Below are 20,886 nucleotides of genomic sequence, written 5' to 3'. Positions count from 1 at the left end.
AACACGATGCGCAACATTTTGACGGGCATTGCGGCGCTGCTGGGAGCAACCGGAATGTGCGCGGCGGCCGAGGCGCAGACCTTGCGGGTAATGAAGTCGCTGGACGCGCCGCATTACGACGGCCAGCGCACGACCTGGTCGCCGACATCAGACATCGTCAACATGTTCCAGGATACGCTGGTGGCGCTCGACTGGGACGGCCAGACGACCATCCCCTACCTCGCCAAGTCGTGGACGATCAGCGAGGACGGCAGAACTTATACCTTCAAGCTGCGCGACGACGTGACGTTCTGCAGCGGCAAGAAGTTTACCGCCGCCGACGTCATCTACAGCTTCAAGCGGCTGAAGGATCCGGAAACCAAGGCGCCCTATGCCTGGCGCGCCGGCGAGATCAAGGAGCTGCGCGCGCCCGATCCCTACACCGTCGAATATGAGCTCAACGAGCCCTATTCCGAGCTGCTGCTGCAACTCACCATGTACACCAACGCGATCCACAATCAGGAGAGCGTGGAGCAGCTCGGCAAGGACTACGGCATCAAGGGCATCGACGGCACCGGACCCTGGTGCTTCGAGAGCTGGCAGCCGCGCACCGAAATCGTGCTGAAGCGCCACGACGCCTACAAATGGGGCCCTTCGATGTACCAGAACAAGGGTCCGGTAAAATTCGAGAAGCTCAGCATCAAGATCGTGCCCGAGGACGCCAGCCGCGTCGCCGCCATCATGGGCGGGCAGTTTGACCTCACCCACCAGGTTCCGCTGCAATTCATCGAGCAGGTCAAGGCTGCGCCCAACCTCACCGTCCAGGAAGCCAAGCCCAACTTCCAGCTGATGTATTACGGCTACAAGATCACGCGCCCGATGGTATCCGACAAGCGCGTGCGCGAGGCGATGAACATCGCCATCAACCGCGCCGACATCGTCAAGGGCGTCATGCTGGGCAATGCCGAGCCGGCGTTCACCTTCGTCGATCCCAAGGCGCTCGACTTCGCCGACAAGACCAAGGGCGTCATCAAGGAGGACGTCGAACGCGCCAAGAAGCTTCTCGACGAGGCCGGCTGGAAGGTCGGCAGTGACGGCATCCGCGAGAAGGACGGCATGAAGCTCGCGCCTCGTGTGCTGTTCACGCAGGTGTCCTACTTCCCACGCGTATCGGAGGCGATCCAGGGCTATATGCGCAAGATCGGCGTCGACTGGAAGATCGTCGGCTTCGATTCCACGATTGCACCGGCCGAGATGGGCAAGCAGGATTACGAACTGTGGACGGTGACGGTGCCCTATCTGTCGGCGGGCGAGTTGATGAACATCTATTTCAACTCGAAGAACATCCCCACCCCCAACCGCATGAACTGGAAGGATGCCGACACCGACGAGTGGCTGCGCGCCGGCCGCTCCGCATTGACCGACGCCGAGCGTGCGCTCAACTACGCGCGCGTGCAGGAGAAGGTGATGAGCGAGCATTTGTGGATGCCGGTGATGAACGTTGCCATGTACACCACCAGCTCGAAGAAGATGAAGGGCGTCAGGCCGCATATGCTCTATCAGAACACCTTCTACAAGGGACTGGATTACTCGTTCTGATGGACACGCTGCTCGAGGTTCGTGGACTGAAGACCCACTTCGCGACGGATCGCGGCCTGTTCCGCGCCGTCGACGGCATCAGCTTTAGCGTGCCTCGCGGACGCACCATCGGCCTGGTCGGCGAGTCCGGTTGCGGCAAGAGCGTGACCTCGCTCTCGGTGATGGGGCTGGTGCCGAGCCCGCCGGGCAAGGTCGAGGCCGAGGCGGTGCTGTTCGGCAATCGCGACGTGCTAAAGCTCACGGCCGACGAACGCCGCAAGCTGCGCGGCGGCAAGATGTCGATGATCTTCCAGGAACCGATGACCTCGCTCAATCCGGTCCATACCGTGGGCCAGCAGATCATCGAGGCGATCCTGGCCCACACCGCGATGACGCCGCGAGCGGCGCGGGCGCGGGCGATCGAAATGCTCGACCTGGTGCGGATCCCATCCGCGGCGCAGCGCATCGACGATTTTCCGCACAATATGTCCGGCGGCATGCGCCAGCGTGTCATGATCGCGATGGCGCTCTCCTGCGAGCCGGCATTGCTGATCGCCGACGAGCCGACCACTGCGCTCGATGTCACCATCCAGGCCCAGATCCTCGACCTCCTGAGCGACCTGCAGCGGCGTCTCGGTATGGCGATCCTGATCATCACCCATGATCTCGGCGTCATCGCCGAAGTCGCCGACCAGGTGCTGGTGATGTATGCTGGCCGCATCGTCGAGAGCGCCGACGTCAACGACCTGTTCGCCGATCCACAGCACCCCTATACGATCGGCCTGCTCGGCTCGATCCCGCGCATCGACGTCGACCGCAAGCGCCTCGCCACCATCGAGGGCACGGTGCCGAGCCCGAACAACCAGCCGGCCGGCTGCCGGTTCGCGCCGCGCTGTCCGTTCGCGGACCAACGCTGCCGGCTCGATCCGCCGCCATTGCGCGAGATCTCGCCCGGCCATCAGGTGGCGTGCTGGAAAGCTCCGGTCGAGGTGGCATCATGAGCGATGCCGCGAACACAGCGCCGGTTCTGCAGGTCGACAGCCTGGTCAAGCATTTTGCGGTCACGCGCGGCCTGATCCGCCGCAAGACGATCGGCCTCGTCCGCGCGGTCGAGGATGTCAGCTTCGAGATCGCCCGCGGTGAGACGCTGGCGCTGGTCGGTGAATCCGGCTGCGGCAAGTCGACCACCGGACGCCTGATCCTGCGCTTGATGGACCCGACCTCCGGCTCGGTGCGCTTCAAGGGCAAGGAAATCGCCGATCTCGACAAGGATGCGTTGCGCCGGATGCGCCGGCACATGCAGATCATTTTCCAGGATCCCTACGCCTCGCTCAATCCGCGCATGACCGTCGGCGAAATCCTGGCCGAGCCGCTGCGGGTTCACGAGATCGGCAACGATGCCTCGCGCGAGGCCCGCGGCCGTGAGCTCCTCGATATCGTCGGCCTGCTGCCCGAGCATGCCAGGCGCTATCCGCATCAGTTCTCGGGCGGGCAACGCCAGCGCATCGGCATCGCGCGGGCGCTCGCCGCCAATCCCGATCTGATCGTCTGCGACGAGCCGGTGTCGGCGCTCGACGTCTCGATCCAGGCGCAGATCGTCAACCTTCTGCAGAATCTGCAGCAGCGCTTTGGCCTTTCCTATCTGTTCATCGCCCACGACCTGGCCGTGGTGAAGCACATCAGCGACCGCGTCGCGGTGATGTATCTGGGAAAGCTGGTCGAAATCGCCGACAAGAAGACGCTCTATGACCGGCCGTTGCACCCCTATACCCAGGCGCTGCTCGCGGCGATCCCAAAACCCGATCCTGCCTTGCGCACCAAACGCGTGATGCTGCAGGGCGACGTGCCGAGCCCCTTCAAACCGCCGACCGGCTGCCGCTTCCACACCCGCTGCCCGCATGCGCAGGCGCGCTGCTCGGCCGAGGAGCCGGAGCTGCGCGAAGCCGCATCCGGCCATCGCGTGGCCTGTCATTTCTTTGAAACGATACCCGTACCAACCATTCTCGCGCGAGCCGGCCTGGCGACCGGAAAATTCGCCGAGCGGCTGGCGGCCTTCGAGGCGGCCAAACAGGGGCTGAAACCGGCAGACGCGCAGTTACCCGGCGTGTTCAATGGCGCGAATGGCGCCGCGCAACTCGGCTAGTCCCCGCAGACGCCCGATCGCGGTATAGCCGGGATTGGTACGCTTGGTTGCGGCGAGATCGTCGAGCATGCGATGGCCGTGATCCGGCCGGAACACGATCTGGTCGCTGGACGAACGTGTGCGGTTCTCGGTGAGCAGCGCTTTCAGCACCGCGATCATGTCGACGTCGCCGTCGAGATGATCGGACTCGAAGAACGACAGGCCGTCGGCCTCCCGCTTGGTCGCGCGCAAATGGGCAAAGCCGATCCGCGGCGCAAAGCGCCTGGCCATTGCGGGAAGATCGTTCTCCGCACGCACGCCGAGCGAGCCGGTGCAGAAGCAGATGCCGTTGGCTTTCGACGGCACGGCATCGAACAGCGCCTGATAGTCCTCTGCCGACGAGGCGATGCGCGGCAGGCCGAACAGCGGGCGCGGCGGGTCGTCCGGATGCAGCGTCAGCTTCACGCCAAGCCCTTCGGCGACCGGCGCCACGCGAGCGAGGAATTCGCTCAGGTGTTGGCGCAGCACGTTGGAATCGATGCCGCGATATTGCAGCAGCCGCTCACGGAACTGCGGAATCGTCAGCGGATCGGTGGTCGATCCCGGCAGCGCGCTGGCTATGTTGGTGACGATGTAGTCGATGTCGACCTGCGTCATCGCCTCAAAGACCTGCCTGGCCCGGCGCTGCGCAGCCTCGGAATATTCCGCGGGCGCCTCGGGGCGCTGCAGGATGTGCAGATCGAACGCCGCGAACCGGTCCTGGTCGAAGCGCATGGCCTTGGCGCCGTTCGGCAGCTCCCATTCGAGGTCGGTGCGGCACCAGTCCACCACCGGCATGAAATTGTAGCAGATGACCTTGATGCCGCTAGCCGCAACCGCCTCGAGGCTGGCGATCCACGCCTCGATCGAGCGCGTCGCCTTGCCCCCGAGCCGCTTCACGTCGTCAGGTATCGGAATCGATTCCACCACCGACCAAGTCAGCGGCGAGCGACCAGGCTGACTGTTCTCGATCAGGTTCTTGCGCTCTTCGACCGCTATGCGCGTCCAGGACTCCCCGATCGGCACCTGATGCAGCGCCGTCACCACATCGGTCGCGCCGGCCTGCCTGATATCGTCGAGCGATACGGGATCATTGGGCCCGTACCACCGCCATCCCTGCAGCATCATGGGCGATCTCCTGGATTACAATTGCAATCAAGCCGTCAGCACGACCTTGACGCTTTGCGAACGGTCGAGCGCCAACCGCACCGCGTCCGGCGCGACCGAGAGCGGACGTTGCGCTGTCACCAGCGACAGCACATCCACGCTGCCGTCGGCGATCAGCTCGACCGCAGTGAAGAATTCCGTCCCGAACCGGAACGAACCGCGGAGATCGATCTCCTTGGCCATCACCGCATTCGCCGGCACCGGGATCTGCCCGCCCGGCAAATTGCCGACCTGAACTACGACGCCGCCGCGCCTGACGGCTCCGATCGCGCTGGCAAGGCCCGCCGCGGTGCCCGAGACCTCGAACGCGACGTCGAACGGCTTTGCAGCCGCCTCCGCCTTCAGCGCTTCCTCGCCGCCGGAGATATCGACGACGTTGTTGGCGCCCAGCCGCGTGGCGAAGGCCAGCGGCGCCGCCGCGATGTCGACGACGGTCGTCTCAGCAATGCCTGCGCGCTGCGCGGCCAGCATGGTCAGGAGGCCAATCGGGCCGGCGCCGAACAGCACGGCGCGCTTGCCGGTGACGTCACCGGCGCGAGCGACCGCATGCAGGCACACGGCGAGCGGCTCGGCGAGCGCCGCCGCCTGATATGTGACGTGATCAGGGATCTTCACGCACTGCGCCGGAATAGCGTCGAAATAGGAAGCAAAGCCGCCCTGCATATGCGGGGTCTTCGAGGCCGAGCCCATGAAGAAGATGTTTTCGCAGAGATTGGGCCGGTTCTCGCGGCATGGCTTGCAATGGCCGCACCAGCGCGACGGATTGACGGCGACGCGATCGCCGACCTTCACGCCTTGCGCGGCGCCTGCGCTCTCCACCACCTCGCCCGCGATCTCATGGCCGAGTACGAGCGGCGAGGTCACGACGAAATCGCCGGTGCGGGCATGGCGATAATAATGCATGTCGGAGCCGCAGATGCCGCCCGCGCCGAAGCGGATACGCACCATGCCTGACGCGAGCGGATCGAGCGGCCGCTCGACCATGCGCAGATCTTCCGGGCCGAACAGCGTTGCGGCCAAAGCCATCGATGTCATTTTGAGAGTCCCATGTATTTTGGCAGCCAGAGCGTCAGCTCCGGGATGTAGGTGATGGCGACGAGCGCCAGGAGCAGCGGCACCAGCCACGGCAGGATCGCCATGGTCGTGCGCTCGACGGACAATTTTGCGACGCGCGCAAGCACGAACAGCACCATGCCGAGCGGTGGATGCAGCAGCCCAATCATCAGGTTCAGCGTCATGATCAGGCCGAAATGGATCGGATCGATGCCGAGCTTGAGCACAATCGGCAGCAGGATCGGCACCAGAATGGTGATCGCCGCGATGGTGTCGATGAAGCAGCCGACGAACAGGATCAGAATATTCGCCAGCAGCAGAAACACCCATTTATTCTGGGTGATCCCGAGCATCGCGTCCGTCAGCGTCTGCGCGGCCTGCGACACGGTGAGCAGCCAGGCAAAGATCGAGGCCGCGGTCACGATGAACAGCACGGACGCCGTGGTCTCGATGGTGTCGAAGGTTGCCTTCGCCACCGTCTGCAGCGTCATCGAGCGGTAGCGTACCAGCCCGAGGAACAGCGACCAGATCACCGCGGCAACCGCAGCCTCCGTCGGCGTGAACCAACCAAGCGTCATGCCGCCGATCAGGATGACCGGGGCCATCAACGCCATCACGGCGGAGAAATCGTAGTACCAGTCGAGCGCCAACAGCGCCACGAGGCCGATACCAACAGCCATGTTCACCGAGAGCCCGGCGACAACCAAAAGCCAGACGACCAGTGGGAATGCGAGCACGATGACGATCTCGAGACCGGCCGAGCCGATTTGCGGCCAGGAGAACGGCGTATCGCTGCCCCAGCGGTTCTTGTGTGCGAAGTACGCAACCGTCGCCATCATGGCCAGGGTCATGACCACGCCCGGAATCACGCCGCCGAGGAACAGCGCGCCGATCGAAACGTTCGCCATCATGCCGTAGATCACGAACGGCAACGACGGCGGGATGATCGGGCCGAGGGTTGCGGAAGCCGCGGTGACGCCGACGGCGAACTCGGTCGAGTAGCCGTGGTCCTTCATCGCCTTGATCTCAATGGTGCCGAGGCCTGCGGCATCCGCGATCGCAGTGCCGGACATGCCGGAGAAGATCACGGAGCCGACGATATTGACGTGGCCGAGCCCGCCGCGCATCCAGCCCACCAGCGCGACCGCGAATTTGTAGATGCGCCCCGTCACGCCCGCGATGTTCATGAGATTGCCAGCAAGAATGAAGAATGGCACGGCGAGCAGTGGAAAGCTCTCGACGCCAGCGATCATGCGCTGCGCCAGTGTCACGTCAGGCGTGATGCCGGTGACGAGAATGTAGACCAGCGACGACACCGCCATGGCCAGCGCGACCGGCAAGCCGACCAGCATCAGCAGGAGAAATCCCCCAAGCAGCAGCAGCATCGCCCTACCCTTCCGTTCCGTCGAATGCGCCGGGGCGCTCCAGAATCGAATAGCCCCGTCGCCAGTTCTCGACCGCGATCTGGATCGAGCGCACGAACATCAGCACGAAGCCGAGCACCACGGCGTAATAGACAAAACCTTTTTGGAATTTGATCGTGGTCATCCGCTCGTCGCCGATGATCTCTGTGAATTGCCAGACCAGCTTGATCGCGTAGCCGAAGAACGCGATCCGGATCACATCGATGACCGTCGAGAGCGCACGCCCCGCAGTATGCGGCAGATAACGGAACAGGAGATCAACCTGGATGTGCCGCGACAGCCGCACGCACATGGAAGAGCCGATGAAGACCACGCCGATCAGGCAGTAGGTCGCTATCTCCTCGGTCCAGGCATAGCTGTCGTTGAGGACATAGCGGGTGAAGAACTGCAGGAAGACCGATAGCGCCATGATCCAGAAGATCAGCAGCGCCAGCCAGTCCTCGGGCGCATATCCGCTGAGATCGGCGCCCTTGGGGACTTCGTCCTCGAAGGTGTGGGCGATCTCGTCCGCCGTGATTTGCTTGTGCACTTCAACCGTCGACATGCATTTATTCCCCAAGTAGGGTCGCGTGATTGCTCACGTCATTCCGGGGCGGCTCGGAGAGCCGAACCCGGAATCTCGAGATTCCGGGTCGACGCTAATGCGTCGCCCGGAATGACGACTTCGTCGTCACTTCACCGCCTGGATGCGCTCCCAGTCGGCCTTGCGGTAGTCGAAGCTCTCGAAGCTCACGGTCTTGAGCACGGTGTCGCGGAACTCGTCCTTGTTGACCTCGGTCACCGTCAGGCCCTTCTGCTTGAAGAAATCGACCAGCTTGGCTTCGTTGGTCTTGATCTCCGCGGTTGCTTTCGCGGCCGCCTCCTGGGCGACGTCAGTGAAGATCTTGCGGTCTTGTTCCGAGAGCTTCTTCCAGAGGCCACTGGCGATGACGGTGTTGAGGTGATCGACGATGTGGCCGGTCAGCACGATGTGCTTCTGCACTTCGTAGAACTTCTTGGCTTCAATCGTGGTGAGCGGGTTTTCCTGGGCTTCCACGGTGCCGTTCTGCAGGGCGAGATAGACTTCGGCAAACGCGATCGGCGCGGTGTTGGCGCCGCAGGCGCGCGGCATCGCCAGATAGGCCGGCACGTCGGGCACGCGCATCTTGAGGCCCTTCATGTCGGCACAGGCCTTGATCGGCTTGTTCGACGAGGTCTGGCGCACGCCGTAATAGGTCACCGCCAGGATGCGATGGCCGGTCTTGTCCTCATAGCCCTTGGCCAGCTCCTTGAAGACGTCGCTCTTGGTGTAGGCCAGCAGATGATCGGCATCGCGGAAGGTGTAGGGATAATAGGTCACGCCAATCGGCGGAAAGCTCTTCGCCGCGAAGCTCGAGCCCGAGATGATCATGTCGACCGAGCCGAGCGAGAGCCCCTGGTTGATGTCGGTTTCCTTGCCGAGCTGCGAAGCCGGATAGACGTCGATCTGGTAGCGCCCGTTGGTGCGCTTGCCGATTTCACCTGCGGCCCAGACGGAAGCGGTGTGGAACGGCTCGGAAGTTTCGTAGACGTGAGCCCATTTGAGTTTGGTCTGCGCCATGCCCGAAGTGGTCGCGGCCAACAGCGCGGCAGCAGACGCAGCTGATACAATCGTTAATTTCTTCAACACGTGAATTTCCTCCGTTGCTACAATTTGCTTTTGTTACTCAACCGGCTCGGCACTTCGCCGAGCCGTTCGAATCCGTATAGTTCAGCCGCTCGCCCGCACGCGGGAAGCGGCTGATGCTTCAGCTCCGAAATTTTGCGCGAAGCGGTCTTGCGAACGCGCTAGATGCTCGCGCATCGCCACGCGCGCCGCATCCGGATCACGGGCGACAATGGCATCGCGGATCGCGCGGTGCTCGGCCAGCGCGGCATTCCAGGATGCCGGGTTTTCGAAATAGTGCGCGAGCTTGGCGAAGTAGGGATTGAGCCGCTGGTCGAACAATTCGCCGACCACGCGGACCAGCACGGCGTTGTCGAGACATCCGGCGACCGCGACATGAAACGCGCGATCGTGAATCATCGAGGCTTCGCCGGGATGCTGCACGGTGGCCATTGCTTCGAGCGATGCGTCGATGCGCGATATATCTTCTGGCGTAGCCACCCGCGCCGCCTGCTCGGCAATAGCGCCTTCGAGGAATTCGCGGGCACGCAGCAGCTCGAACGGGCCTTCGATCTCGGCCGCCGCCGGCAAGGGCGGCGCCAGCGTCGCCGGTTCGCTGACATAAATTCCGGAGCCGACGCGAATCCGCACCCGGCCCTCGACTTCGAGCGCGATCAACGCTTCGCGCACCGTCGGCCGCGACACTTTCAATTGTTCGGCAAGATCGCGTTCGGTGGGGAGACGGCTGCCCACGCGGTATTCGCCGCTGTCGATCAAGGCGCGAAGCTGATCGGCAACCTGGCGATAAAGGCGTCGCGCTTCCACGGCTTCGAGCGGCACGCTCGGCTCCCTTGACGATCCCCTGAGTGAATCGATTCTTCTTGCTTTGATCGGGCCAAGGCCAATACATCTGGACAATTGGCCTTACCAATTGACCAAAGATTGATAGATTGAATCCCCTATGTCAAGCGAAACGCCAAAAATCCCGCCATCTGGCTCGAAAGACGGCGATTTTCGCCTCTGCAATGCCAACCTTCGCCGGCTTCCCGGCCAGATCCGGCAGCCGGCCTATGACCGCTCTCTGATCTCGCCGGGCATTGTCCATCTCGGAATTGGCGCGTTTCACCGGGCGCACCAGGCGGTGGTGATCGACGACCTCTTGGCCGGTGGCGCGATGGATTGGGGAATCGTTGGGGCGAGCCTGCGCAGCCCCACGACACGCGATGCCCTCGCCCCGCAGGACTGCCTCTACACACTCGCTGTTCGTTCCGGCGCAGGCACCGATCACCGGATCATCGGCTCGGTGCTCGCCAGCGAAGTCGCGCCCGAGAAACCTGGGCAGTTGATCGCGCTCATGGCCAACCCGGCGACGCGCATCGTTTCGCTGACGGTCACCGAGAAGGGCTACTGCCATACGCCGCAGACCGGCGATCTGGACGAGCATCATCCCGACATCGTTCACGACTTGCAGAATCCGGGCACGCCGCGCTCGGCCGTCGGATTCCTGGTAGTCGCGCTGGCGCGCCGGCGGATCGCCGGCGCAGCTCCCTTTACAGTTCTGTCCTGCGACAATCTCTCCGCCAACGGCCATACCGTCGGGCGCATCGTGACGCAGTTCGCCGCCTTGCGATCGCGCAATCTCGCCAAATGGATTGAAACCGAGGTCGCCTTCCCTTCGACCATGGTGGACCGGATCGTGCCGGAGACGACGGAAGCCGATCGCGCTGCGGTTTCCTCCGCGCTCGGGATGACCGATGCATGGCCTGTCGTCACCGAGCCGTTCACGCAGTGGATCGTCGAAGACCACTTTCCGGGCGGACGGCCGGACTTCGCGGCCGCAGGCGTGCAACTGGTTCCCGACGTCACGCCGTTCGAGCACATGAAACTGCGGCTGCTCAACGCCAGCCACTCGGCGCTCGCCTATCTCGGCTATCTCGCGGGCTTTGAGACCATCGCGGCCACCATGACCGACGAGCGCTTTGCCGCGTTTGCCTTGCGGGTGATGCAGGACGCGGCGCCGACGCTGGCGATGCCCGAGGGGACCGACCTTGCGGCCTACAGCGCTTCGCTGCTGAAGCGTTTTTCCAATCCGGCTCTGCACCATCGCACCTGGCAGATCGCGATGGATGGATCGCAGAAACTGCCGCAACGGCTGCTCGCCACGATGCAGGACCGCCTGCGGATGGGACTGCCGATCGATACCCACGCGCTCGCAGTCGCAGGCTGGATGCGTTACGTCACCGGGACCGACGAACAGGGCCGCGCGATCGACGTACGCGATCCGCTTGCCGCGAAGCTAAAGGCCATCGCCGAGAGCGCGGGTCCGGTCGCGGACCTGCTTGCTCCCGCATTGCTGGAAGTGGAACAGATCTTTGGCACGCTGGGCGCCGATCCTCGCATGCGCAGCGCCGTTACCGACGCGCTGGAAAAACTGTTCGAGGTCGGCGCGCAACAAGCCGTACGGACGTTTCAGGCAGCATGATCGGCAGATCAGAACTACCGCAGCCGCCGTTCGTTTCGGAAACTCAGCAGGCTACGGCGACAACAAGGTCCTGGTGAGTTGGTGATCGGGATCGGCGAGCCCGTCGATGACATCGAAATGATGCCGGCCCGGCTCTTCGATCACGCGGGTTTTCGCTCCGAGCCCGGTCCAGATGTTGGCGAGGAGCGCGTTCTGGCGGACGAATTCCGGGCGCTCGGCGCTGCCCACCCAGCACGTCACGCGCGCATCCTGCATCGGCTCCAGCAATGCGGGGCTTTCCGCGCGCGCCTCGGCCTCATCGATCCGCAGCTCCGTATTCATGGCGGCCTTCATCAGCGGACGAAGATCATGAAGGCCGGAGATCGAGACGGTGTGGCTGATGCGCACCTTGATATCGCCCGGGAGCGGCGACGTCGCCGAAATCATGCGCGTCACCAGGTGCCCGCCGGCGGAATGGCCGGCCAGAAGAAGCCGGCCTTCGATCATTGCGGCGGCGCACTCGACGGAAGCGGCAATTTCGCGCGTGATCTCGGAGATGCGCACAGCCGGGCACAGCGTGTAGGAAGGCATCGCCACCGCGTAGCCGCTATCAACCGATCCACGCGCGAGATGCGACCAAAAGCTCTTGTCGAGCGCCTTCCAGAATCCGCCATGGACGAAGATGACCAGACCCTTGGGCCGGCCTTCGGGCCTAAAGAGATCGAAGCGGTTTCGTGCGCCCTCGCCATAGCTGATATCGAGCGTCGCGCGGCCCTGGAGTGTGTCGCGATAGGCCTGCGCGGGCTGCACCCACGCGGCCGGCCAGCGGTCGCCGCCTGGAATGTTCGGAGCATTCGCATAGGCGTCGCTCCAGTCGGAAATCTGATGAAAAATCACGCGGGTTCTGCTTCCATTCGAACTTGTGGGTCGGGCCGGGATCGATGTACGCGCGCAACCAGTCTATACCGGGAAGCGCGCCTCCCGCCATAAATTTTAAGCTTGAAATAATCGATGTCAGCGCGAATAATTCCAGGGGGCGCGGAACAGGGAATGACATGACCGATTTCACGCGAACAAAATCCCGGTTCGCCATCCCCGACGGTGTGATCTATCTGGACGGCAATTCGCTCGGTCCCCTGCCCGTTGCAGCCGCCGATCGCGTCGGTCGCATGATATCGGAGGAATGGGGCAAGCACCTCATCAAGGGCTGGAACGTCGCCGGGTGGATGACGCAGCCGCGGCGTATCGGTGACCGCATCGGCCGGTTGATCGGCGCTGCCGACGGGACGGTGGTGGTAGGCGATACGCTGTCCATCAAAGTCTACCAGGCGCTGGCTTCGGCGCTCGAGCTCAATCCGTCGCGGCGCGTGATCCTGTCGGACACCGGCAACTTTCCTTCCGATCTCTACATCGCCAGCGGTCTGCTTGAATCGCTCGACCGTGGCTACGAGTTGAAGGTCGTGGCCCCCGAAGACGTCGAAGCCGCCATCGACGAGACCATCGCGGTGCTGATGCTGACCGAGGTCGACTATCGCACCGGCCGGCTGCACGACATGCGCGCGCTGACACGCAAGGCGCATGCCGCCGGCGCGCTGACGGTCTGGGATTTGGCGCATTCCGCGGGCGCGCTTCCGGTCGAGTTGGAAAATGCCGAAGCCGATTTCGCCGTTGGCTGCACCTACAAATACCTCAATGCCGGTCCCGGTGCGCCGGCCTTCATCTATGTCGCGCCGAAGCACGCCGATACGGCGCGCCCGGCGCTTTCCGGCTGGATGGGTCATCATGCGCCCTTTGCCTTTGACCTCGACTATCGGGCCGGGCCGGGCATTGAGCGAATGCGGGTCGGTACGCCCCCGATCATTGCGATGGCCGCGCTCGACGCCGCCCTCGACGTCTGGGACGGCGTCAGCATGACCGACGTGCGCCAGGCATCGATCGCGCTCGCCGACCTGTTCATCCGCGAAGTCGAATCACGTTGTCCCGAATTGACGCTGGCTTCGCCGCGGGACGGAAAGCGGCGCGGCAGCCAGGTTTCGTTTCGTCACCCGGAGGGCTACGCGATCATGCAGGCACTGATCGCGCGCGACGTGATCGGCGACTTCCGCGCGCCGGACATGATGCGCTTCGGCCTTACGCCGCTCTACATCGGAGAAGCCGAGGTTCGCGCGGCAGTCGACATCATCGCCGACGTCCTGACCAATCGCCGCTGGGATACCGCGGAATACCGCAAGAAAGCACTCGTAACATGACCGGCAAGCCCGACGAGCCCCCGCGTGAGGGAGCCCAGATGTCGTTCGAAGGGCGGATGTCCTACAGCGATTATCTGCATCTGGAACGCGTTCTGGACGCGCAAGAGCCGCTGTCGGACGCGCATGACGAACTGCTGTTCATCATCCAGCACCAGACGTCCGAACTCTGGATGAAGCTGGCCATCCACGAAATCCGTTCCGCCATCAAGGCGATCCGCCACGACCAGTTGCAGCCCGCCTTCAAGATGCTGTCGCGCATCGCCCGGATCTTTGAGCAGCTCAATACCGCCTGGGACGTGTTGCGGACGATGACCCCCAGCGAATATTCGGAGTTTCGCGATCAGCTCGGGCAGTCCTCGGGTTTCCAGTCATACCAGTACCGCGCGATCGAGTTCCTCGCCGGCAATCGCAATCTGGCGCTGCTGGGCCCGCACGCCCACCGCGCCGACATCACGGCCAAGCTCGAGGAAATTCTCGCCGAGCCGGGCCTCTATGACGAGGCGCTGCTGCTATTGGCGCGCAATGGTTTTGACATCGGCGAAGACGCACGCCGAACCGACTGGCGCGTCAAGCGCACGCCGAACGACGAGGTTTTGGCGGCCTGGAAGACCGTCTATGCGTCGCCGGCAAAACACTGGATGCTCTACGAGCTTGCGGAAAAGCTGGTCGATTTCGAAGACTATTTCCGCCGCTGGCGCTTCAACCACGTCACGACGGTCGAGCGCATTATCGGCCTGAAGCGCGGGACCGGCGGCACGTCGGGCGTCTCCTACTTGCGCAAGATGCTCGAGGTCGAACTTTTTCCGGAACTCTGGAAGCTGAGAACAGAGCTTTAAGACGACACCCTGACAAGGGGGTTTCAGCGCGGCACCACCGCCGTCGCCTCGATCTCGACGCGGGCTTCCTTCTCGACCAGGCGCACCACCTGCACCAGCGCCATCGCCGGGTAATGCGCGCCGAAAATCTCGCGATAGACGCGGCCGAGCTCCTTCAGGCTGGCGAGATATTCCTCGATGTCGACGACATACCAGGTTAGCCGCACCAGGTGCTCTGGCTTGGCGCCGCCCTCGGCAAGAATTTCGGCAATGTTGGAAAACGTCTGGCGCACCTGCGCGACGAAGTCCGGCGCCAGATGCCCTTGGGTGTCCCAGCCGATCACGCCGCCGGTCACCACAAGCCGGCCATCGGCGGCCATGCCGTTGGCGTAGCCTTTCGGCATCGGCCAGCCGCTCGGCTGCAGCACTTGCGGGGTGGACGTCGGGGTATCGGTCTTTGTATCGGTCTTGGGATGAGGCACCACGCTCAGCGTGGGGCCCTTGGGGGCAGTCACCGGCTTTTCTCCATCAGGGTTACAACTTATTCCGCGGCGACGCCTGGCGACGCCGGGCTAGCCGCAGCCATCTGCCTCAGCGCAAAGCGCCGGAGCTTGCCGGTTTCGGTCTTCGGCAATTGCGCGACATATTCGATCGCGCGCGGATATTTATACGGCGCAATCGCCTGTTTGACATGATCCTGCAACGCCTGCGTCAGCGCGGCATCGGCTGCCGCGCCGCCCGCCAGAACCACGTAAGCCTTGACGATCATGCCGCGCGCCTCGTCGGGCGCGCCGACCACGCCGCATTCGGCGACGGCCGGATGCGACAGCAGCGCTGCTTCGACCTCGGGACCGGCGATGTTGTAGCCGGAAGAAACGATCATGTCGTCCGAGCGGGCGACAAAGGACAGCCGCCCATTGGCGTCGCGAACAAAGGAATCGCCCGTCAGATTCCAGCCGTCGCGCACATAGTTCGATTGCCTCGCATCCGCGAGATAGCGACAGCCGGTCGGCCCGCGCACCGCAAGCTTGCCGACGGTACCATCTGGCAATTCGTTCATGTCGTCGTCGACGATCTTCGCCTCGTAACCTGCGACCGGCCGTCCTGTCGTCCCGGCGACGGCGTCACCGACGCGGTTGGTGATGAAGATGTGGAGTAGTTCCGTGGAGCCGATGCCGTCGAGAATGGTCTTGCCGGTCTTGCGGGTCCAGCTTTCGAACACCGGCGCCGGCAACGTCTCGCCGGCGGAAACCGCCAACCGCAGCGACGACAGGTCGGCGCCGTTGTCCATCGCCGTCATCATCACACGGTACGCGGTGGGCGAGGTAAAGCAGATCGTCGCCTTGTAGGTCTCGATGATCTTGATCATCTCGGGCGGCGACGCGTTTTCCAAGAGCGTCGCCGTCGCGCCGAACCGCAGCGGGAAGATCGCCAATCCTCCGAGCCCGAAGGTGAAGGCCAGCGGCGGCGACCCGACGAAGACATCATCCTCGGTAACGTTGAGGACTTCACTCGCATAACCGTCGGCCACGATCATAAGATCGCGATGGAAATGCATCGTCGCCTTGGGCTCACCCGTGGTGCCGGAAGTGAATCCCAATAGCGCGACGTCGTCGCGTCCTGTTTTCACGGCGTCGAACTTCACCGGCTTGTTCAGCGCCACCCGGTCGAGCTCGGCATCGTGGTTGGAGGTACCGTCGAAATTCACCACCTGCTTGAGGAATCGGCTGGTCTTCGCGCAGGCGACCAACTCATCGGCAATGCGGCTGTCGGTCAGCGCCAGTGCAATCTCCGCCTTGTCGACGATCTTGCTCAACTCGCCCGCGCGCAGCATCGGCATGGTGTTGACGACGACGGCGCCGGCCTTGGTGGCCGCCAGCCATGCCGCAACCAGCGCCGGGTTGTTGCCGGAGCGGATCAGAACGCGGTTGCCGGGCTTGACGCCGTAGTTCTCCACCAGCGCATGCGCTAGGCGGTTGGACCAGTCGGCCAGCTCCTTGTAGGTGCGCTGGCGCCCGTTGCCGATCAGCGCGATCCGGTCGCCCCAGCCTTTTTCGACGATCCGGTCGGTCAGCTCGACCGCGGCATTGAGATATTCCGGATACTGAAACTCCGGCCGGTCGAGCAGCAGATCCGGCCATTGTTCTGATGGCGGCAGGTTTCGCCGCGCAAAATCGTCAACATGGCCCGACGGGCCAAGAGACCGGCTAGCGGTCCGGCTGGGAGTTCTACCTGACATTTTCATCTCCCTCGCTTCCAACGAAAGGCTCGAGATCAATATCGAGGACGCCCGGCAACGCCGTCTCGCAAATCATTTTAGGCTTAAAACAATTTTTCGCAAGCGCGGAATCAGGATCGCGCCTTCCTGCCCGCAGGGGTTACCCCCTGCAGGGAACCTGCCTCTCAAGCTGCCCGATAGGCGGGCGCCGCGGCGAGGAAGCGGCCATAGGCCGCGGCATCGGGCGGGGTGAATTTCTCCACCAGCGGATTAGCCCGCCGGCCGGACACGCCGATATCGGCGAGCAATTCGTCAAAATGCTTGAAGTGATAGGGTGCGACGCACAGCCCGCCATAGACACCGGCCGCCGGCCGCTCGACGCGCCTGAAGTGCAGCATCATCTCGATGTTGTCCTGCATTTCCTTAAGCGTGGGCTGACGCGCCAATTGGCCATCGGCGTAACGCACCAGCCAGTTCGCCGCGAGGTCCGCGCACAACACCGTGCAGAAACTCGAGTTGAAGCCGACGAATCCCATTTCCGGCAGGTCTGGATTGGCGATCAGGCGATAGAGCCGATACTGCCCGTCGGAATCGACGAGTTTTTCACGGTATGCCTGCGGCAGGAACGGCACGCCTAATTTATAGCCGATCGCGAGCACGGCGACGTCAGCCTGGACGCGCTGCCCGCCGGTCATCACGATGGAATTGCCCTCGTAACGTTCGAAGCTGCCTCTGATAGCCTTGATACGGCCGTCGGCGACCATCGGAAAGAATCCGGGCGTTGCGATCGGCACCGAGCAGTTGACGCCATCCTCGATCCGCTCCTTCGGCACCATGTCGCACTTGCCGAGCCTGAGCTGAACCTTCAGGAGACTCTCCAGCCCGCGCCAATTGGCCCAGACAAACGGCTTTGCGACCGCATGGGCAAACCGCGACATCGCGCCGATGCCCCAGCTTTTGAACATCTCCTCCTGCGCGCGGATGTAGAGAATGCGTTTGAAGTTGACGAGGCCGCCGATGAAATAGGGAATCCGCCACACCGGCTCGCGGTACACCAGCGTGACTTCGGCGGCGCCGGAATTGACCGCGTTGACGGCAATATCCGTCGCCGATTTCGAACCGCCGAGCACGACAACCCTGCGGCCCTTGGCAATATCAGGATCGTTGTATTTCGAGGAGTGCAGGATGCGCCCGCCCTGCGCCTTGAAGGCGTCTTCGCCGGGCAGACTAAGCGTCTGCGGCTCGTTGAACTGCCCGGTGCAGACCGCGACGAAATCGAAATCTGCGTGGCTGGTGCTGCCATCCGGCCCGCGCAGGTCGAGCCGCCATCCCGGTTTCGAGTCCGGCCGACGGTCCATCTGCACCACCGTCGTGTTGAAGCGGATCGCGCCGAGGAGATTGTTGTCCTTTGCGTATTCGGTCAGATAGGCATGGACCTGCGGCCCCTTCGGCCATTCCGGATAGGAATCCGGCATCGCCTTGTCGGTGTAACGATAGAGATCCTTCGGGCTTTGCGTTTGCACCTCGGGATAGGATCGCGCCGGCTCCCAGACGCCGCCAAGATCGCCGCTGCGCTCAATGATCGTGATCTGATGACCGCGCGCGGCGAAAGCTTTTGCAGCCGCCAAACCCGATACGCCAGCGCCGATGATACAAACCTGTTTCTGCCTGATCATGACAACTCTCCCGCAAGGATTGGCCTGGACTCGATTGTTGTGCTCTACTCGTTCGCCTCGGGCGGCAGGAAGTTCACTTCATGCTGCGCCGAGATCCGGACCACCTCTGCGGGGTCGGTCAGATTGTGGAGCTGGTTGAACAGCGCCTCGAGCTTCTGCATCGGCGACACCCAGAACAGCGCGCGCGCCGGCTTGTCGGATTTGTTGAAGTAGCCATGCGGGATGCCGCGCGGCATCCGGACAAGGTCGCCGGCCTTGGCCTGCACCCAGACGCCGTCGAGCTTGAGGTCGAGGGTGCCCTCCTGCACCAGGATGAATTCATCCTGCGTCGGGTGGACATGCACTGGCACGAACTGGCCGGGCTCGCTGTTGGTCTCGAAGGCAAAGGTCGAATCGGTGACCGCCTTGGGGAAGTAGACCTGACCCAGGATGTTCCAGGTCTTGCCGCCATAGCCGGTGCCGTTGGCGGTGATGCCTTTTTCGAGCGCTGCCATTGTCATCTCCTGTATCGCGGGTTGATGTGGTTGCGACGTTGCGAATGGTCCGCGCAGGCTGGATCGGGCCGCGGCGACCGTCTAGCCGCAAAACGAATCTGCGCGACCCGGCAACGAAAATTTCGGATTGTTGCGGCGCGAAATGAACGGGAGGCTGCGTGATCGCACCGGCTGCCTTCCGATCAGGCACCAGCGGCCACCAAATCGCCTTTCCAACCCGGTCGCCGGCAGATATTATAGGCTTCAAATAATGCGGAGAGCCGGGCCGTGGCGACGGGCACCAGCATTGTCAGGCATGATCCGACGGTTCGGCTGACCGCGTTCAACCGCGTTTCGACCGACAGTGTCGATGCTGCCGCCGACGCGGTCGGGCGGATATTCTGCCCGCATCGACTGACGCCCGAACACAACACGTCACCCGAATTCTTTGCTCTGCACAACAGCGCGGTCTTTGGCGGCCTGTCCGTCAACTATGTCGCCTATGGCGGATCGGTGTCGATTGATCCCGGCTGTCTTGAGCGCTTCTTCCTGCTGCAAATTCCCGTGCACGGCGCAGCGCGGATCCGAACCGCTTCGCACGATATCGCAACCACTCCCGGCACCTGCGCTTCGCTGTTATCGCCGACGATTCCCACGCGGATGACCTGGGAGAGCAATTGCGCCCAGATCATCGTGCTGGTCGATCGCCGTCTCCTGGAGCAGCGGTCCGCGGCGCTGTCGGGCCAGCCGACGGCCGCGGTCGAGTTCGAGCCGGCGATCGATCTCTCCTCCGCAGCCGGCCGGGCACTTCAGTCGCGGATTTTGGAGTTCGTCGATCTCGCCGAACGGCTTGGACCGCAACGGCCGCTTTCGCCGATAGCGGCTACCGATCTGCGCGAGACGCTGTTGAGCGGCTTGCTCCGCGGCCAGCGCCACAGCGCGAGCGACGCGATCGAACGGTTTGGCGGCCGGGCCGAAGCGCTGCCGCAATCGTTACGGCGGGCACGCGAATTCCTCTCTGCGCATGCGGACGAGCCGCTCGACCTCTCAGAGCTTGCTTCAGCCGCCGGCACAGGCATCCGTGCGCTGCAACTCGGCTTCCAGCGGCACTTTAGAACATCAATCTCGGAGATGCTGCGCGACATCCGCCTTGCGCATCTCAACGGCAGATTGACCGCCGCCTGCCCTGACGACAGCATCACCGACATCGCATTCGAGCTCGGGTTTACCCATCTCAGCCGAATGGCCAGCGCCTATCGCGCCAAATTCGGCGAGACGCCCTCGGCGACCCTGCGCAGGATGCACTAACGCGTCATCTCAAGATTATGGCTCGTCATGCCCGGCCTTGTGCCGGGCATCCACGTCTTTATTCCCATCGAGCAAGAAAAGACGTGGATGGCCGGGCATAGGCGAGCGGAAGCGACGCCGTCCTTCAGACGGCTATGCCCGGCCATGACGGAAAATGATTCATTTCATCCTTCCCGCGCAGCCTCAGCCCGTCCGCGCCTTCGCGGATTTCTGCGCCGACGCCTTGGTCTTGGCCAACAGGCGCATCAAATCTCGAACATCCTTTGGTGTCAGGTCGCCGAAAACATCGGCGATCCATAATTCGTGTTCCGCCGCCATCTTGCGGAATTCGACGCGGCCAGCCTTGGTCAGGCGGATCACCTGAACGCGGCGATCGGCGTCCGACGTGCGGCGATCGAGATGCCCGGACTCGACGAGGCGCTCGACCAGGCCGGTGACGTTGCCGTTCGAGACCATCATCCGCTTGGAAACGTCTGACAGCGTCATGCCCTCCGGCACCTTGTCGAGCTGGGCCATCAGATCGAATCGCGGCAGCGTGACGTCGAAGCGTTCGCGCAGGCGGCTGCGCACCTCGCCCTCGATCAGGGTCGTGCAGGTCAGCAGGCGAAGCCACAGCCTGAGCTCATCGCCATGATGTTCCGGCAGTTCGACGGCCTTGGTCTCTGAATCGAGGGTCATGATGCAAATCTTGTCCGGCTTG

19 protein-coding genes are annotated in these 20,886 nt (G+C 63.2%); 7 read left to right on the top strand and 12 right to left on the bottom strand.

Annotated elements, in window-relative coordinates; all coding sequences use genetic code 11:
• The first annotated feature begins 6 nt into the window (after window positions 1-6).
• Genes AC0QUY_RS11055 through AC0QUY_RS11045 form a run of 3 tightly spaced genes read left to right on the top strand, consistent with a single transcriptional unit; the run spans window position 7 to window position 3,700 of the window.
• Window positions 7-1,578 (top strand): ABC transporter substrate-binding protein, encoded by a 1,572-nt coding sequence (locus AC0QUY_RS11055; protein WP_475386854.1) that lies wholly within the window; start codon window positions 7-9, stop codon window positions 1,576-1,578.
• Window positions 1,578-2,558, top strand: coding sequence for an ABC transporter ATP-binding protein (locus AC0QUY_RS11050; RefSeq protein ID WP_202639286.1), 981 nt, complete (start codon window positions 1,578-1,580; stop codon window positions 2,556-2,558). Before AC0QUY_RS11055 ends, AC0QUY_RS11050 begins: the two co-directional genes overlap by 1 nt.
• A complete protein-coding gene (locus tag AC0QUY_RS11045) occupies window positions 2,555-3,700 on the top strand; it encodes an ABC transporter ATP-binding protein (protein ID WP_475386853.1) in 1,146 nt (381 codons plus the stop codon). Before AC0QUY_RS11050 ends, AC0QUY_RS11045 begins: the two co-directional genes overlap by 4 nt.
• Here AC0QUY_RS11045 and uxuA read toward each other — a convergent pair.
• The 6 genes from uxuA to AC0QUY_RS11015 all read right to left on the bottom strand — a co-directional run bounded on the left by uxuA (window position 3,653) and on the right by AC0QUY_RS11015 (window position 9,826).
• The gene (gene uxuA, locus AC0QUY_RS11040; protein ID WP_475386967.1) at window positions 3,653-4,843 is read right to left on the bottom strand and encodes a mannonate dehydratase; all 1,191 of its coding nucleotides are present in this window, start codon (window positions 4,841-4,843) and stop codon (window positions 3,653-3,655) included. The genes AC0QUY_RS11045 and uxuA overlap by 48 nt on opposite strands.
• A 30-nt stretch (window positions 4,844-4,873) precedes the next feature.
• Window positions 4,874-5,920, bottom strand: coding sequence for an L-idonate 5-dehydrogenase (locus AC0QUY_RS11035; protein ID WP_475386852.1), 1,047 nt, complete (start codon window positions 5,918-5,920; stop codon window positions 4,874-4,876).
• Window positions 5,917-7,323 carry a TRAP transporter large permease gene (locus AC0QUY_RS11030; RefSeq protein WP_161852688.1) on the bottom strand — a complete coding sequence of 469 codons (1,407 nt, stop codon included), beginning with the start codon at window positions 7,321-7,323 and terminating at the stop codon, window positions 5,917-5,919. The genes AC0QUY_RS11035 and AC0QUY_RS11030 overlap by 4 nt, the downstream gene beginning before the upstream one ends.
• A gap of 4 nt (window positions 7,324-7,327) precedes the next feature.
• The gene (locus tag AC0QUY_RS11025; RefSeq protein ID WP_475386851.1) at window positions 7,328-7,906 is read right to left on the bottom strand and encodes a TRAP transporter small permease; all 579 of its coding nucleotides are present in this window, start codon (window positions 7,904-7,906) and stop codon (window positions 7,328-7,330) included.
• 126 nt (window positions 7,907-8,032) lie between these two features.
• A complete protein-coding gene (locus tag AC0QUY_RS11020; protein ID WP_371419464.1) occupies window positions 8,033-9,007 on the bottom strand; it encodes a sialic acid TRAP transporter substrate-binding protein SiaP in 975 nt (324 codons plus the stop codon).
• Window positions 9,008-9,091: 84 nt separating this feature from the next.
• Complete coding sequence (locus AC0QUY_RS11015) at window positions 9,092-9,826, bottom strand: FadR/GntR family transcriptional regulator (RefSeq protein ID WP_475386850.1); 735 nt, start codon at window positions 9,824-9,826, stop codon at window positions 9,092-9,094.
• 121 nt (window positions 9,827-9,947) lie between these two features.
• On the opposite strand from AC0QUY_RS11015, the gene AC0QUY_RS11010 reads away from it, so the two are divergent.
• Window positions 9,948-11,468: a mannitol dehydrogenase family protein gene (locus AC0QUY_RS11010; protein ID WP_161852685.1), complete on the top strand. Its 1,521-nt coding sequence runs from the start codon at window positions 9,948-9,950 to the stop codon at window positions 11,466-11,468.
• A 51-nt stretch (window positions 11,469-11,519) separates the two neighbouring features.
• On the opposite strand, the gene AC0QUY_RS11005 is transcribed toward AC0QUY_RS11010, so the two are convergent.
• Window positions 11,520-12,344, bottom strand: coding sequence for an alpha/beta hydrolase (locus AC0QUY_RS11005; RefSeq protein WP_475386849.1), 825 nt, complete (start codon window positions 12,342-12,344; stop codon window positions 11,520-11,522).
• A 158-nt stretch (window positions 12,345-12,502) separates the two neighbouring features.
• Here AC0QUY_RS11005 and kynU point away from each other — a divergent pair, with 158 nt between their 5' ends.
• Together kynU and kynA are read left to right on the top strand one after the other, a co-directional pair.
• On the top strand, window positions 12,503-13,696 hold the full coding sequence (kynU, locus tag AC0QUY_RS11000; protein ID WP_475386848.1) for a kynureninase: 1,194 nt from the start codon (window positions 12,503-12,505) through the stop codon (window positions 13,694-13,696).
• Complete coding sequence (gene kynA, locus AC0QUY_RS10995) at window positions 13,693-14,532, top strand: tryptophan 2,3-dioxygenase (protein WP_475386847.1); 840 nt, start codon at window positions 13,693-13,695, stop codon at window positions 14,530-14,532. The genes kynU and kynA overlap by 4 nt, the downstream gene beginning before the upstream one ends.
• 23 nt (window positions 14,533-14,555) lie before the next feature.
• Here the strand turns inward: kynA and AC0QUY_RS10990 are convergent, their stop codons facing one another.
• The 4 genes from AC0QUY_RS10990 to AC0QUY_RS10975 form a co-directional block, all read right to left on the bottom strand.
• Window positions 14,556-15,026: a RidA family protein gene (locus AC0QUY_RS10990; protein ID WP_475386846.1), complete on the bottom strand. Its 471-nt coding sequence runs from the start codon at window positions 15,024-15,026 to the stop codon at window positions 14,556-14,558.
• 26 nt (window positions 15,027-15,052) lie between these two features.
• Complete coding sequence (locus AC0QUY_RS10985; protein WP_475386845.1) at window positions 15,053-16,750, bottom strand: benzoate-CoA ligase family protein; 1,698 nt, start codon at window positions 16,748-16,750, stop codon at window positions 15,053-15,055.
• 164 nt (window positions 16,751-16,914) lie between these two features.
• A complete protein-coding gene (locus AC0QUY_RS10980) occupies window positions 16,915-18,405 on the bottom strand; it encodes a flavin-containing monooxygenase (RefSeq protein WP_475386844.1) in 1,491 nt (496 codons plus the stop codon).
• Window positions 18,406-18,449: 44 nt separating this feature from the next.
• Complete coding sequence (locus tag AC0QUY_RS10975) at window positions 18,450-18,899, bottom strand: cupin domain-containing protein (protein ID WP_161852679.1); 450 nt, start codon at window positions 18,897-18,899, stop codon at window positions 18,450-18,452.
• Between the two features lie 267 nt (window positions 18,900-19,166).
• On the opposite strand from AC0QUY_RS10975, the gene AC0QUY_RS10970 reads away from it, so the two are divergent.
• Complete coding sequence (locus tag AC0QUY_RS10970) at window positions 19,167-20,186, top strand: AraC family transcriptional regulator (protein WP_475386843.1); 1,020 nt, start codon at window positions 19,167-19,169, stop codon at window positions 20,184-20,186.
• 183 nt (window positions 20,187-20,369) lie between these two features.
• On the opposite strand, the gene AC0QUY_RS10965 is transcribed toward AC0QUY_RS10970, so the two are convergent.
• Window positions 20,370-20,864 carry a MarR family winged helix-turn-helix transcriptional regulator gene (locus AC0QUY_RS10965; protein WP_161852677.1) on the bottom strand — a complete coding sequence of 165 codons (495 nt, stop codon included), beginning with the start codon at window positions 20,862-20,864 and terminating at the stop codon, window positions 20,370-20,372.
• Window positions 20,865-20,886 lie beyond the last annotated feature (22 nt).

It is taken from the genome of Bradyrhizobium sp. WYCCWR15520 (assembly GCF_056174665.1).
Note: the sequence above shows the minus strand (reverse complement) of the source record. Positions and strands in the feature narration are given on the sequence as shown.